Source organism: Paenibacillus sp. FSL R7-0333, from assembly GCF_038000365.1.
Lineage (GTDB): Bacteria > Bacillota > Bacilli > Paenibacillales > Paenibacillaceae > Paenibacillus_AQ > Paenibacillus_AQ silagei.
In genome coordinates, this window is the sequence record NZ_JBBOBZ010000001.1 from 5,650,217 (window position 1) to 5,665,049 (window position 14,833).

Below are 14,833 nucleotides of genomic sequence, written 5' to 3' on the forward strand. Positions count from 1 at the left end.
GGAGGCTACACCCCTTTAAACACATTTAAATCCTGACGTAACTTCACTATATTATGAATTTTGTCGATTTGCATAGCACCGCCTGATAAGTAGGCAAATTCCATGCTGCTCTCCCGGGTTCCCCATTCATCCGGAGGCCTGCTGATAATCTCAGCAATCCGGAGCTGGGTAGGCGCGAGCAGCGAAGCGGCAATAATGGCCTCCTGGTTACCGTTGATTCCGGCGTGTGCCATCCCTTTGAGTGCTCCAAGAATATAGATATCCCCTGAACAGGTAATGGTCCCTCCCGGATTCACATCCCCGAGGAACAGCAGATTGCCCTCATGATGCAGTACCTGGCCCGAGCGGAGCATTCCGCTCATCATGAACAAGGCTTCCGTATCCTTCTCTTCAGGATCTTCAATAGCTTCAACCGAACGGATCAATAGATTCCCCTGACTCTTGAGGATCTCCAGTACCGCCTCTTTATCCTCTTCAGTAACAGCACGGTTGCCCAGCTTAATATCCACATGCACAATCGGTCCGGTCAGAATATTTTGATGGCTGTGCTCCAGCTTGTAGCGAAGCTCGCTTAAGAGATCTTCAAAGGGACACTTGTCGTCTAGCAGGAATACCAGGCCATCCTTGATGCCCTTAATCCTTACGTGCTTGGATTTAACTGTCATATGCCTGTCCCCCTATCCTCATTCATTCGTGCCGGGCCGGGCAAACTCCTTCTTTGGGTGATAAGAAAATGCTGCTGCAGCTTACGCAGCCTCCTCATCGATAGTCTCTTTCTTCAGCAGCTCCAGCTGGCGCCGGAGCGGAACGTAGAGAAGCAGGCCTGCAGCAAAATGAATGAGCATGGTAGGCAGCATATGATGCAAGAGTGCCCAATTATATGGCTCCTGGCTTAGATTAAACACATTATAGATGGCAAAAAGAATACTGTCCTCCAGCAGGCTGCCCAGCAGCACCACTGTCATCATCAGCGGCAGCGGCGCGCGGGGAATCTGGAATATCAGCCCGATCAGGTACGCAGATAAGCCCATAGCGAAGGAATGAGCACCCAGTATGCGGCCATAGAAGACCACATCATGCAGCATACCGAACGACAAGCCCAGAATAAGTGCTGTATGCCGGTGATGGTATACCGTTACGAACAGAATGACGATGAAGACGAGATTAGGAATAATCCGCATCTGCCAGCCGTCAGGAATCAGCCAGGGAAGCACTGTGCCTTCCAGAATAAATAAAATGAATAACAAAAGTACCAGGACAGGTCTGCGCATCCTCACTATTCTACACGCTCCTCCGTATAGACAACGAAGAGTTCCTTCCAGTCCTGGAATCCTGCCGCCGGCTTAATAATCGCTGTAGAGGTTAATCCGAACTGTCCGATCTTCACTTCTTCCACCGTGCCGATAGGCATACCGCGCGGATATCGTCCGCCAATCCCAGAGGAGATAATGATATCATCCTTGGCAATCGGATCGCCTACGGGAATTTTGTTCATCAGCAGCATTCCGGTCTGCTGGTCATAGCTCTCAATCATTCCAAAGGTTTTGCCTTCCTTGTTAACAGCGGTTGCTGCTATAGGAGGCTGTGAGTTGGGGTCGTTGATATCCATCATCGTCATCAGCTTCACGGTAGAGGTGAAGTTACTCACATTGCTTATAACTCCTACAAGCCCCTCGATAGAAGTTACGGACATATTCAGCCTGATGCCATCTTTTGCCCCGAGATCAATAACAAGTGTATTATTGCCCGGTTCTGTCGTTACACTGACCACATTGGAGATAAGATATTCATATTTATATATGTTCTTTTGTGCTTTAGTGAATTGAAGATCCTTTTCATATTGTTCATTCTTGGCTTTAATGAAATTAAATTGTGCCTTATCCCGGGCGTACTGTGCAGCCAGAATCTTAAGCTGCTTGTTCTCTTCGGCCAGCTCTTTCAGAGTCCCGATATCTTGGAAGAAGCCCGCTACGTATCCAGCGGGCTTGTAGAACATTTTCTGCACGAATCCGGTCGTATCTCTGAGGAAGTTCTCCGGCCAGGACAGGGTCTTCCTCTGCCCCAGGCTGAAGCCCATCAGAACGATAAACGTAACCAGCGTAATCAGCAATATAAACAGTCGTTTATTGTTAAACAGCTTGAACAATCTCGAGCACCCTCTAATAACCGTATTTCTCCAACCTCAGGGGTTGACGTTCACAGTCCGCATGATCCTAGCGTTTGGAGCGGAGGCCCGAACTGCTGCGGCTCTTGAACAAGTGGATATTCTCCAGCGCCTTGCCTGTGCCGATTGCAACACAGTCCAGCGGATTCTCGGCCACAATCACCGGCATTCCGGTCTCACGCGCCAGCAGCTTGTCCAGGTTGCGCAGAAGTGCGCCGCCGCCTGTAAGCACAATGCCGCGGTCCATAATATCGGCAGCCAGCTCCGGCGGACATTTCTCCAGTGTAACCTTCACGGCTTCAACAATTGCATTCACAGTATCGGACAGAGCTTCACAGATTTCATCGGAGGTAATGGTCAGCGTCTTCGGCAGACCGGTTACCAGATCGCGTCCGCGGATCTCCATCGTCTCAGCCTTCTCCAGCGGCAGGGCAGAGCCCACATCCATCTTGAGCTGCTCGGAGGTACGTTCACCGATCATAAGGTTATACTGACGCTTGATGTATTGGATGATAGACTCATCCGCATCATCCCCTGCCACACGTACAGAACGGCTGGTAACAATACCGCCGAGTGAGATTACCGCCACCTCGGTAGTTCCGCCGCCGATATCTACAACCATACTTCCGGTTGGCTCCCATACAGGAAGATCTGCACCGATGGCAGCGGCAAAAGGCTCCTCGATAATGTAAGCTTCCCGCGCTCCGGCCTGCTTCGTAGCATCCTCTACCGCACGCTGTTCAACGGCTGTAATTCCGGATGGCACACACACCATGACATTCGGATGGCGCTGGAACATCGAGCGCTGCTTCTGGGCCTGGCGGATGAAATATTTGATCATAGTTGCTGTAGTATCGAAATCAGCGATGACCCCGTCCTTCATTGGACGGATGGCACGGATGTTGCCCGGTGTGCGTCCGATCATTTTTTTGGCGGATTCCCCTACTGCTTCTATCGTCTTAGTATCGGTATTAATAGCAACCACGGACGGCTCTCTGACAACGATTCCTTTACCGCGCACGTAGACAAGCGTATTCGCTGTCCCCAAGTCAATTCCTAAGTCTTTCGTAAAACCACCTAACATCTTGTATGCTCCTTTTCCATGTGAATCTAGACAATTGTATTACATGTAGCCTTTCTCTTTCAAACTAACGTAGCTGCTGTCTCCGATCACCAGATGATCCAGCACATCAATGCCGACAATCTCGCCTGCCTGCATCAGCCTGGAAGTCAGTGAGATGTCTTCAGGGCTTGGTGTAGGATCACCGCTCGGATGATTATGTGCGCATATAATTGCTGCGCTGCTGCATTTCATGGCTGCCCGGAACACCTCGCGGGGATGCACAATGGAGGCATTAAGGCTACCCATGGACAATGTTTCCTGCGCAATAACATGATTCTTCGTATTCAGGAACAGACAGATAAAATGCTCCTTCTGCAAATAACGCAGCTGCTCAGTCAGAATCTCCGCCGCGTCCTGGGGACTGCGGATAATGACCGGTTCAGTAAGCCGGGAATTCGCCATACGTCTTCCCAGCTCTATGCCTGCTTTGAGTTGCACGGCCTTGGCAGGGCCGATGCCGTTAATTGTTGTCAATTCTTCAATGCTCAGATCCGCCAGTCCGCGGAGACCGCCTGCATGGCTCAAGAGCCGCTGGGCGATGAGAAGGGCTGATTCACGGTGCGCACCTGTGCGCAGCAGGATAGCCAGAAGCTCCGCTTGACTTAATGATTCCGCCCCATAATGCATCATGCGCTCTCGTGGTCGTTCTTCATGGGGGAGGTCACGCAGCATAAATGATTGCGACTCCATCCCTAACCTTCTTTCTTCGGCTACCCTTACCGGTTCAGCACCGAAATGCCAAACCCGGACAACATACCGCTCAGCAGTGACAGCGGCAGACCGACCACGTTAAAATAGCAGCCTTCAATTTCTTCCACCAGGGTGGCGCCCAGTCCTTGTATCGCGTAAGAGCCGGCTTTGTCGGCAGGCTCCCCGGTCGCTATGTAAGCGGAGATTTCCTCTTCGCTCATTGCTCTCATAGTTACAGAGGTGACCCTATGATCTACCAGGGTACGTCCCTCTGCGGAACCGATGCAGGCCACCCCGGTGTATACCTGATGCGTCCGGCCTTGCAGCATGCCCAGCATTCTGGCGCTGTCCTGCTCGTCCGCCGGCTTGCCGAGCACCATGTCGTCAAGCACAACGATCGTATCGCTGCCGATAATAACGGCATCCCGGTCTCCTGCAACAGGAATCACAGCTTCTGCCTTACGCATCGCCAGATTCCGTACAATAGCTTCAGGGCTCCATTCAGGCGGCGTACTCTCATCAGCATCGCTGGACAGCACCTCAAAGGGCAGGCCAAGCGAGGCTAACAGCTCACGCCGCCGCGGTGAACCCGAGGCCAGAATAATATGCCGCGAATTGTCATGCTCCACTGTAATTAACGTCCCTTCTTGATGCTGCCAGCTAGGGCTACAGCCTGCGGTACAGCCATACGGCTGTAATCATCCCGGCAAGACTGAGCAGGCACAGTTTCAAATGGATTGTGATGTCATAGGTTATGATGTCTAAATCGGCTTGCGGCGACCACTTGAGAACAGTCGAAGCTGTAAGAAAAGACAGAGCTTGTACAGGTTCCAGCAGCTTGGCAATCCAGGCTCCGGCCAGCCAGCCCAGAATAAGAAATAACAGCAGTGTTCCTACATTTTTCTTCTTCATTCAAGTCTTCCCTCGCCATTTTTTGACACCCTAATTATTATACGGTGAAACGGAGTGCAATACAAACTCAAAATCCATCCAGGGAATGTTTACCACGTAAGCAGCCTGCGGATCTTATCACACCGCAGGATTACGTCTGGAAATACAGCAATCCCCCGCCGGGCAAATGCCTGGTACGGGGGATCATTTATTTAGCCTATAGTCAGCGGTGCATTACGCCTCAGCTGTCAGCTCATGGCGGACAACAGGCTTTTCTGGCCGGTCAGGAAGCTCATCATGGCCTCCTGCACCTCCCAGAGCAGCCCCTCCGCCTTATTCTTATTGTATTCGTTCAGGGCGGCTATCCCCTGGCTCATGGATTTCTCCAGCCCGTCAGCGATTCTCTGCCCTTCCGGTGTGAGGCCCGGCTCCAGTGCCTTGACTGCCTGGGTCCACTGCATATGGAGATCGCTTACCGCTCCGCCAGCGTTCCCGCTGTCCCCCCCGCCAAGCAGGGAAGCAGACAAGCTGCTGAGCTCGCTTAACAGCTGGCTGCTAAGCTTGAAGTAGCTGTCCACTGCCGCCGCCGTTCCGGTATAGCGGACCTGGTTCACCGCTGGCAGGGCCACTTCTCTCACGTACAGCTCGATGCCCTGCCCCTTAAGGCCATTGCTGAGCAGCTTGGCCTGCTCACGGTCAGGAGACAATCCGGCGTACACACGGTTGCCGTCTGCCGGGTCAAGACCTGCGGCAAGACCGGCGGTCAGCAGCTCCTGCCTGGCCTGCTCCGCTCCTGCCGGTGTACTGAAGACGCCATATTGCAGCAGATAATAGCTCTGCGGCGCAACCTGAACCGGAATCTGCGTGCTCACCGCTTCTCCCGTCTGCTCAGGAGGCACGCCCGTAATATCTGCTGCGTTACCGCTGTTTGCCGCCTTTTGCCCCTGAGTGATTCCCGTCTTAACCGCTGCATCGCCGGGAGCTTTAGCAGTCTCCCCCGTCCCTCCTGTGATGAACGACAGGGCTGCGTATCCGAGCAGAATTCCCGTTCCCAGCGCTCCAGCGACGGACAGTGCGAACTTCCACCAATACGAGGGACGGCGGGTATGATAAGAGCCGCCGTAGCTATTCCCTTGAGCTCCGGATTGATCATGACTGTCTGTAGCGGATTCACGGTTATCTTCATACAGGGGGTAGTACTCATCTGCTGAATGCAGACCTTCTTCATCTGCCCCTCCATAGAAGGAATGATCCTCCGAATCTTCACTCTCTTCCCATAGATGCCTTGCAGAAGCAGGACGGACAACAGAATACAGTCCCAAATCATAGTTATCCTCAGGAGCTTTCAGTTTCCGGCGGCCGGAGCCCGGGGGCTTCAAGTAAGCTGCCTCTACAGGCCGGGGCAACTCCACCTTCTCCAGATCCACAATATATTCATCAGCCTTGGAATAGGAGGATGTCTTAATTTCCCCGCGCTGCACCTTGTCAGTGTCCTTATTCTCCAGAACCACACCGGTTTCGTTCACTTCCCGGCGCTCTGCCGTCTCTGTCCGCTGTCTGCCCTGGTTCCCGTCGAAGCGGAATGTCATTCTTCCGTTATTCAATACCCTCACCTCGCGATCTTCAGTTCTATACTGAAAGATATGAAAGATGCGAGAGAGATATGCTATTTTAATATATTTACACCAGACTAAGCAGCTTTGCCTTCACGCCGTCTGCTGCATAATGCCTGCTCAGTGTCCGGTAGGCCTGATCTGCAATAATGGAGCCAAGCTCCGGCGTGGTCAGCAGCCTGATCAGATGATCGGCAGTGCCAGCCGTTGTTCCTGCCAGCAGGATATTCCGCCCCGGCTCGCAGAGCAGCTCCTCCGAGCCCTTCAGGCTGCTGACCACCGGCGTGCGGAGGGCCCAGGCCTCCAGAATGCTGCTCTGAGCGCCGCAGTCCTCGCAGCATGAGGCAACCACAGCTCTGGCCCTGCGGATATAACCGGCTGTCTGTAAAGCTTCACTGATAATTGAAATAGAAGAGTCCTTCCGGACGGCAGCTGCGACCTCTGCATGCACCTCTCTGCTAATAATGCAGCAGCGGATATCCGGCACCGCCGCCTGAATCAGCGGATATACCTTCTTGATGAACAGCAGCGCTGCATTCTTGCCGTCAGTGGAATGCATGTCCCAGTGCAGAACGATGGAGTTATCCTTGGCAGTATCTCCCGGAGCCGCATAAGGGGGTTCACTCAAATTAATGTACGGCGGAACAACATGCACCTTACCTGCATCGGCAAAGGATAGCGCCTTAAAGGACAGCGCCTCTTCTTCTGAAGCGGCCAGCAGCAGGCTGGTCTTGTTCATTAACCGGCGCTCTTCGCGGCGGATCAGCGCATCATTCAGCTTGCGGTAGCCTGTACTTATTCCCCGCTTGCCAGCCGCCCGGCTCTGCACCCGTATGCCACCGGCACGGCGGGCGTCGGTGACGATAACAGCCCCGGGAAGCAGCGAGGCGACCAGATCCAGCCCATTGCCGAGCATGGCATATGAGACAAACACATGGCTGTAGGCATGCTGGCTGCACATCTCGGTTATTACCGCCCGCAGCGACTTGTCATTGCCGATCATCGAGGCATCCTTGCGGAGCCTGTTCAGCGGAAACAGCAGGCTTCTGCGGGTGGACGCAGGCCGCTTCACCTGATGCACGGTCAGGGCAGGACTGCGCAGAATCTGCGTCTCGCGGCGGTGGTAGCAATACTCCAGCAGATCAATATCAAACCGCTCCAGCAGCATATTAAGGAAATTCTCTGTTCTGATGTCTCCTTCCCGGTCTCCCGGTGTGTGACTACGGGCAGAAAGGAACAGCATTCTCTCTCTCATGGCTATAGCTCCTTGGTTCTATGTAAATGTGTATGAATATGTACGAAACAAAAAAGGCCGGATGACATCCAGCCCAGAAATGTGAAACTTTCGATGTAGATCTATAGTAACGCAATCCCCCTGAGAAGGTTGTCGATTTATGGGGAAAAATAATTATTTCACCTTCCATATCCCTTCAGACCAGACGAAGCAGCTTATCCTTGACACTTTCCGCCTCATAATTTGCCAGCAGAGTCTCGTATGCACGGTCCGCGAGCACTACTCCTCTTTCATGATTCTGAAGCAGCAGTGTCACACTATCGGCAAAGGAAACCGGGTCATCGGCAATCATAATATTCTGCGAATGCTCATAGAGCAGCCCTTCTGCCCCCTTGGAACTGGATACGACAGGAGTCCTCAGCGCCCAGGCTTCCAGAATTTTCAGCCTTGTCCCGCTGCCTTCCAGGAGCGGAGCTACGACCACCTGCGCCTTGCGTATATAATCCGCCACACTGTCCACATACCCGGTGATGACGATAGAGGAATCCTTCAAGGTCAGTGCCGCTACCTCCGGATGCACATCCCGTCCGACAATATACCACTTAATGTCCGGTACCCTCGCCTTAACCAGAGGATATACCTCACGGTAGAAATAGAGGGCTGCGTTAATATTAGGGAAGTAGTTCATATTACCCGGAAGAATAATCCACTGCTCCTTGGACAGCAACGTCTTGGTCCGGTAATCCTCCATGCGTATGAAATTGGGAATGACATGAACCTTCTGCGACCGGCTTGGAGCCAGTGCCTTGAAGGCCAGAGCATCCTCTTCCGAAGTAGTCAGCAGCAGATGGGTCTTGTCCATCAGCTTCAGCTCATCCCTGCGCGTCCATATAGCATTAAGGAAATAGTAGGCCTTGGCGATCCCCTTTTTGCCGTCTGCCAGCTGTGCAGACAGTCCGCTCTCGAAATTATGCGCATCGGTAATGATCACAATGTCAGGCAAGCAGCGCTGTACAATGTCGATGCAGCAGCCCAGCAGGCTGTGCGAAATAAATACATGACCGTAGGAATTCCGGCTGCAGAGCTCCATAATCTTCGCCTTCATGTCCACATCGACATGGCTCATATACGAGCAGTTCCGCCAGGTATAGAGGGAACGAAGAAGCGCTCTGCGGTAGCTGACCGTACGCTCTACTTCATACACTGTAAGTGACGGAAGTCCCTCCGGCGTCCCTGTCTTCCGGGGATTGGCATAGGTGATGAGCTCCACCTCATATTTGCCCTGCAGAAGCTTCAGAATATTGCCTGTTCTCAGCTTGCCCCCGCTATCCTGCGGATATGGATTCTCTGCGGAAATGAATAGCAACGGTTCCTTCATGGCCTCTTCTCCTACTCTCCAATGATCAATTCGCCCTGGACTGCCCGGGACATCTAGGATCTATTACCCAAGTTCGGGTGCTTGACCACGCAGTTCCTTCCCCGCTGCCGAGCTGGCGCTCAATCCTGCGATTCTATAGGGAATATAGTAACTTCGTATGCAAAAAAAACGGCCCTACACTCCCTATTAAAGGAATGTGGAGCCGTTTCTGTAATCAATGCGATGCTATCTTACCGGTTCTTCAGGCTGTCTGCCAGTGCATAACCGACCTTCCAGATATCGCCTGCACCCATGGTGATGACCAGATCACCGGGAGCAATCCGGTTCTGCAGATCTGCCAGCACAGCTTCCTTCGTCGGCAGATGCCGCGCACCGGCGTTGCTGTTCTGTACGATCAGCTCTACCAGCTTGGCGGAGGTGACGCCCTCAATCTGCTTCTCACCCGCAGGGGAGTAGATATCGGTAATAATCACTTCGTCCGCCTCGCTGAACGCACGGCTGAACGCATCCAGCAGGAAGAAGGTACGCGTGTAGCGCTGCGGCTGGAACACGGCGATAATGCGTTTGCCGGTTGCCTTGGCGGCGCTGATCGTAGCCTGAATCTCTGTGGGATGATGAGCATAATCATCAATGACGAGAATCTCGTCAACCTCGCCCAGCACCTGGAAGCGCCGTTTGGCGCCGTGGAACTTCACAATCGCAGCCGCAATGGCTTCAAAGGCAATGCCCGATTTCAGGCAGGAAATCACTGCCGCCATAGAGTTATACAGATTGTATTGTCCCGGAATAGAGAGCTCAATCCGGCCTAACACCTCAGCTCCATGGTTCATCGTATAGGATACCTGCCGGTCGCCGAGAACAATATCAGTCGCTGTATAATCAGCCGTCTCTGATTCGATCCCATAGCTGATCACTGTACCTTTTACCTTAGGCAGCAGGGATTTCAGATTCTCATCATCCGCACATACGATAGCTGTCCCGTCCTCGCGCAGCTGATTCATGAACTGAACATAAGCATCCTTCAGCTTGCCGAAGTCGCCGCCGTAGTTCTCCAGATGGTCAGCTTCTATGTTCGTAACGATTCCCAGCCAAGGATGGTATTGCAGGAACGAGCCGTCACTCTCATCGGCTTCTGCCACGACGAATTCCCCTTGTCCCGCTTTGGCATTCGTGCCGACATTCATAATCTCCCCGCCGATAATGTAGGTAGGGTCCACGCCGCAGTCTTCCATCACCAGAGCAATCATGGAAGAGGTGGTAGTCTTGCCGTGCGCTCCTGCCACCGCAACGCCCTTGCGTTCATTCAGCAGCCGGGCCAGCATCTGCGAGCGGTGCAGAATCGGAATTTTCAAACGCTCCGCTTCCACCCATTCCACATTATCCGCGGCAAGCGCCGTGGAATAGACGACCAGATCCGCGCCTTTTACCTGCTCCGCCGTATGCCCGATGAAGACCTTGGCACCTTTGGCAATCAATTTCTCCGTTAACTCCTGGGCAGCTACGTCAGAGCCTGTAACTGTATATCCCATCTCCAGCATCACCCGGGCAATCGCGCTCATACCATAGCCGCCGATCCCTATAAAATGCACACGTTCAGTAGTATCCAACAGTTCGTCACCAGCCTTTTTCAGAATCGGGTTGCCGTAAAAGCGTACTGCGCACATCAGAAATCAAATACAGCGTTCCGGACACAACTGCAAGGTCATCGTCCGCTGTGATCGTCTGCAGCTTCTGCAGCGCTTGGCCCCAATTACGTTCTACTATGATTTCCAAGTTTTCCTTGGCATATTTACTCCGCAGACTTTCTGCGATCGCCTGCAGATCTTCCGCGTCCATTTTCTTACGGAAATCCGGTTCGGTCAGGATGAGCGTATCCACTATAGGCAGTATATGCTTGAGATACGACTCGTGATGCTTATTTGCCAGCATCCCCATGAGCAAATTTAATTTACCGTAAGGCTGGAACTGTGGAAGGCTCTTCGCAAGGCTCTCAGCCCCTTCCGGATTGTGCGCGCCGTCCAGAATAATTCTGGGCGAGACGCTCACTTCCTCCAGTCTTCCGGCCCAGAATGTGCCCCGGAAGCCCTCCAGCACATCCTCGTCCTCCAGCATGAAGGCCATATACTGCCTCAGCACCTCAAGCGTCATCATGGCCCCGGCCGCATTCTCCAGCTGGTGCTCGCCTTTCATAGCAATATCCAGCTCAAGCCCGCGGAATGGCCCATTGAAGGTAAAGTGCTGGCAGCCGTCTCTCTGCTCAACATTACTATAGCTGAAATCTTCTCCCGCTAAATAGAGTGTCGAACGGGTAGCCGCCGCTTTGGCCTTCAATACAGCTACAGCCTCGGGCTGGCTCACACAGCTGACTACAGGAACGCCCGGCTTAATAATCCCGGCTTTCTCGCCGGCAATCAGCGTAAGCGTATCTCCCAGCACATCGGTATGGTCATGTCCCACATTGGTAATGACCGACACAACCGGAGTAACGATATTCGTTACATCCAGCCTTCCCCCAAGCCCCGTCTCCCATACGACTACATCGGGATAACAGACTTCGCCGTAATAGAGAATCGCGAGCGCCGTCGCCACCTCGAACATGGTCGGTGAGCCCAGCTCAGTGCCCGCAATCTCCTCTACCAGCGGGCGCAGCTGATTGGCAAGCGCAAGCAGCGTCTCCTCAGGAATATCCGTCCCGTTGTACTGGAACCGGTTCGTGAACTTCGTGATATAAGGAGAGGTGAAGGTCCCCACCGAATATCCGCTCTGAATAAGGGCCGAGGTCAAAAAGGCGCAGGTTGAGCCCTTGCCGTTGGTCCCCGCCACATGAATGAACTTAAGCTTCCGGTGCGGATGTCCGAGCTTCTCCATTAGCAGCTCTATCCGCTCCAGACCCGGCCGGATTCCAAAAGGAATCAGGCTGTTGATCCAGTCTACAGCTTCTGTATAAGAACTTAAGGGAGCGGCAGCGCCGCTCCGGGTGATCTCTTCCATGTCTGTTATCCTCTCAGTTCTGCAATACGGGCCAGCACCTTCTCGCGTCTGTCGGAATAATCCGCCTGCTTCGCCCGTTCCTCTTCGATGACTTTCGCCGGAGCTTTGGCCACAAAGCCCTGATTACTGAGCTTCTTCTCCACACGCTCCACTTCGCTGTTCAGGGTCTGAACTTCTTTTTCGAGACGAATAATCTCCTGATCGATATCAATCAGACCGGACAGCGGCAGAAGCAGCTCCGCTCCGGTAACCACGGCGGACATCATTTTATCCGGCGTCTGCGGCGCAAGGCCTGCTTCGAAGGAAGAGGTGTTGCAGAAGCGCCCGATGTAATTGTCGTTGCGGGAAATAATGTCCAGGGTGTCCTGGCTGCCGGCCTTGATAATCAGCTCGACCTTCTTGCTCATTGGCGCATTTACTTCCGCACGGATCCCGCGAACGGCCCGGATAATATCCATCAGCAGGTTCATCTCTGATACTGCCTGCGGATTCTCAAGCGCCGCATCGTACTTCGGCCACTCGGCCAAGGTGATGGATTCGCCCTGATGCGGCAGATGCTGCCAGATTTCCTCTGTAATGAACGGCATGAACGGGTGAATCAGCCGCAGTGTGCGGTCCAGCACGTAAGCCAGAACAGACTGAGTCTTGGCCTTGGCAGCTGCGTCCGCTCCGTATAACGAGAGCTTGGCGAATTCGATATACCAGTCACACAGATCATCCCAGATGAAGTTGTAGAGCAGGCGCCCGGTCTCGCCGAACTCGTACGAGTCAATTAGACGCGTAATATCGCGGGAAGTTTCGTTCAGGCGGTGCAGAATCCAGCGGTCCGCTGTGCCAAGCTCACCTGTAATGTCAATATCTTCAAAGGCTACGCCTTCCAGATTCATCAGCGCGAACCGGGAGGCATTCCAGATCTTGTTGGCAAAATTACGCGCCTGCTCTACCTTTTCCATACGGAACCGCAGATCCTGGCCCGCTGTGCTGCCGGTAGTAATCATATAGCGCATGGCGTCAGCGCCGTACTGCTCGATAACATCCAGCGGATCAATACCGTTGCCCAGAGACTTGGACATCTTGCGTCCTTCGGCATCGCGTACGAGTCCGTGCATCAGCACATCGGAGAACGGCTTCTGGCCAGTGAATTCCATGGCTGAGAAAATCATGCGCGCTACCCAGAAGTAGATGATATCGTAGCCGGTAACCAGTACATTGTTCGGATAGTAACGCTGATAGTCGCTGCTGTCCTGATCAGGCCAGCCTAAGGTAGCGAACGGCCAGAGGTTCGAGCTGAACCAGGTATCCAGAACATCCTCATCCTGCTTCAGGTCGGACAGCCCGCTGATGCGGCGTGCTTCTTCTTCATCATGTGCAACTACAAGCTCCCCGGTGGATTCAGAGTACCAGGCCGGAATACGGTGGCCCCACCACAATTGGCGGGAGATACACCAGTCGCGGACATTCTCGATCCAGTTCAGGTACGTCTTCTCGAAGCGGTCCGGCACGAAGTGGACCCCGTCACCGTCCTTCTGTGCAGCGATGGCTGCTTCTGCCAGCGGCTGCATTTTGACGAACCACTGGGTGGACAGATAAGGCTCTACTACGGCCCCGGAACGCTCACTGTGCCCAACCTGGTGTACATGATCCTCAATGGAGATCAGCACGCCTTGCTCCTTCAGGTCGGCTACGATGGCCTTACGGCAGTCGCTGCGGTCCATTCCCTGGTAAGCGCCCGCTTCCTCATTCATCACTCCGCCTTCATCCATTACGTTGATCTGCGGAAGGTTATGGCGGACTCCCATCTCGAAGTCGTTCGGATCATGCGCCGGTGTAATTTTAACTGCACCGCTGCCGAAATCCTTATCTACGTATTCATCGGCAATAACCGGAATCTCACGTAAGGTAACCGGCAGAATCAGCGTCTTACCGATCAGATCCTTATAGCGCTCATCCTCCGGATGTACCGCTACCGCTGTATCGCCCAGCATCGTCTCGGGCCGCGTGGTAGCCACCGTGATATGGCCGCTGCCATCCTTCAGCGGATAACGCAGATGGTACAGATGCCCGTTCACTTCCTTGTATTCAACCTCGATATCCGATAGCGCTGTACGGGCAGCCGGGTCCCAGTTAATAATCCGCTTGCCGCGATAGATCAGGCCCTTCTGGTACAGCTCCACAAATACCTTGCTTACCGCCTTCTTCATTCCATCATCAAAGGTAAAGCGTTCGCGGGAGTAATCGAGGGACAGGCCCATCTTGGCCCACTGGTCATGAATTGTCTCTGCATATTGGTCTTTCCAGGCCCACACCTGCTCCAGGAACTTCTCGCGTCCCAGATCATGGCGGGAGATTCCCTGCTGGCGCAGCTTCTGCTCTACCTTGGTCTGTGTAGCAATCCCTGCATGGTCCGTACCCGGCAGCCACAGGGTATCATATCCCTGCATCCGCTTGGTGCGGATCAGCACATCCTGAAGCGTGAAATCCAGCGCATGTCCGATATGCAGCATTCCTGTTACATTCGGCGGCGGAATCACGATGCTGTAAGGCTCCGCATCCGGCCGCTTGCCGGCTTCGAAGAAGCCCTTCTCCATCCAGTACGCATACCATTTCTTCTCTGCCGCTCCCGGATCATATGTAGTCGGCATGTCGCTCTGCTTGTGATTAGCTGAAGCGGTAGCTTCTGCCGCTTCCTGCCCGTTCGGCAGCTCTGCTGCTGCATTGTTGTTATCAGCCATTGTGAACCCTCCACTGT

Annotated in this window: 13 protein-coding genes; all 13 read right to left on the reverse strand. The window is 53.6% G+C overall.

Annotated features, from left to right (window positions below):
- Positions 1-5: 5 nt before the first annotated feature.
- Positions 6-665, reverse strand: a complete 660-nt coding sequence (minC, locus tag MKY86_RS23875; protein WP_036698972.1) for a septum site-determining protein MinC — start codon at positions 663-665, stop codon at positions 6-8.
- A gap of 81 nt (positions 666-746) precedes the next feature.
- Positions 747-1,277: a rod shape-determining protein MreD gene (gene mreD, locus MKY86_RS23880; RefSeq protein WP_083685133.1), complete on the reverse strand. Its 531-nt coding sequence runs from the start codon at positions 1,275-1,277 to the stop codon at positions 747-749.
- Entirely contained in the window at positions 1,277-2,146 is an 870-nt protein-coding gene (gene mreC / locus MKY86_RS23885) for a rod shape-determining protein MreC (RefSeq protein WP_340827534.1), read from the reverse strand. Before mreC ends, mreD begins: the two co-directional genes overlap by 1 nt.
- A gap of 67 nt (positions 2,147-2,213) precedes the next feature.
- The gene (locus tag MKY86_RS23890) at positions 2,214-3,248 is read right to left on the reverse strand and encodes a rod shape-determining protein (RefSeq protein WP_036725912.1); all 1,035 of its coding nucleotides are present in this window, start codon (positions 3,246-3,248) and stop codon (positions 2,214-2,216) included.
- 39 nt (positions 3,249-3,287) lie between these two features.
- On the reverse strand, positions 3,288-3,977 hold the full coding sequence (gene radC / locus MKY86_RS23895; protein ID WP_036725914.1) for a RadC family protein: 690 nt from the start codon (positions 3,975-3,977) through the stop codon (positions 3,288-3,290).
- 26 nt (positions 3,978-4,003) lie between these two features.
- Complete coding sequence (locus MKY86_RS23900; protein ID WP_076079450.1) at positions 4,004-4,606, reverse strand: Maf family protein; 603 nt, start codon at positions 4,604-4,606, stop codon at positions 4,004-4,006.
- Positions 4,607-4,643: 37 nt separating this feature from the next.
- Positions 4,644-4,889: a DUF4321 domain-containing protein gene (locus MKY86_RS23905; protein WP_076079449.1), complete on the reverse strand. Its 246-nt coding sequence runs from the start codon at positions 4,887-4,889 to the stop codon at positions 4,644-4,646.
- Positions 4,890-5,116: 227 nt separating this feature from the next.
- The gene (locus MKY86_RS23910) at positions 5,117-6,472 is read right to left on the reverse strand and encodes an SPOR domain-containing protein (RefSeq protein WP_076079448.1); all 1,356 of its coding nucleotides are present in this window, start codon (positions 6,470-6,472) and stop codon (positions 5,117-5,119) included.
- A 76-nt stretch (positions 6,473-6,548) separates the two neighbouring features.
- A complete protein-coding gene (locus tag MKY86_RS23915) occupies positions 6,549-7,736 on the reverse strand; it encodes a glycosyltransferase (protein ID WP_076079447.1) in 1,188 nt (395 codons plus the stop codon).
- A gap of 175 nt (positions 7,737-7,911) precedes the next feature.
- Positions 7,912-9,093 carry a glycosyltransferase family 4 protein gene (locus tag MKY86_RS23920; RefSeq protein WP_076079446.1) on the reverse strand — a complete coding sequence of 394 codons (1,182 nt, stop codon included), beginning with the start codon at positions 9,091-9,093 and terminating at the stop codon, positions 7,912-7,914.
- A gap of 230 nt (positions 9,094-9,323) precedes the next feature.
- Positions 9,324-10,700, reverse strand: a complete 1,377-nt coding sequence (murC, locus tag MKY86_RS23925; RefSeq protein ID WP_076079445.1) for a UDP-N-acetylmuramate--L-alanine ligase — start codon at positions 10,698-10,700, stop codon at positions 9,324-9,326.
- Between the two features lie 7 nt (positions 10,701-10,707).
- Positions 10,708-12,084 carry a bifunctional folylpolyglutamate synthase/dihydrofolate synthase gene (locus MKY86_RS23930; protein ID WP_076079444.1) on the reverse strand — a complete coding sequence of 459 codons (1,377 nt, stop codon included), beginning with the start codon at positions 12,082-12,084 and terminating at the stop codon, positions 10,708-10,710.
- 5 nt (positions 12,085-12,089) lie between these two features.
- On the reverse strand, positions 12,090-14,726 hold the full coding sequence (locus tag MKY86_RS23935) for a valine--tRNA ligase (protein WP_076079479.1): 2,637 nt from the start codon (positions 14,724-14,726) through the stop codon (positions 12,090-12,092).
- Positions 14,727-14,833 lie beyond the last annotated feature (107 nt).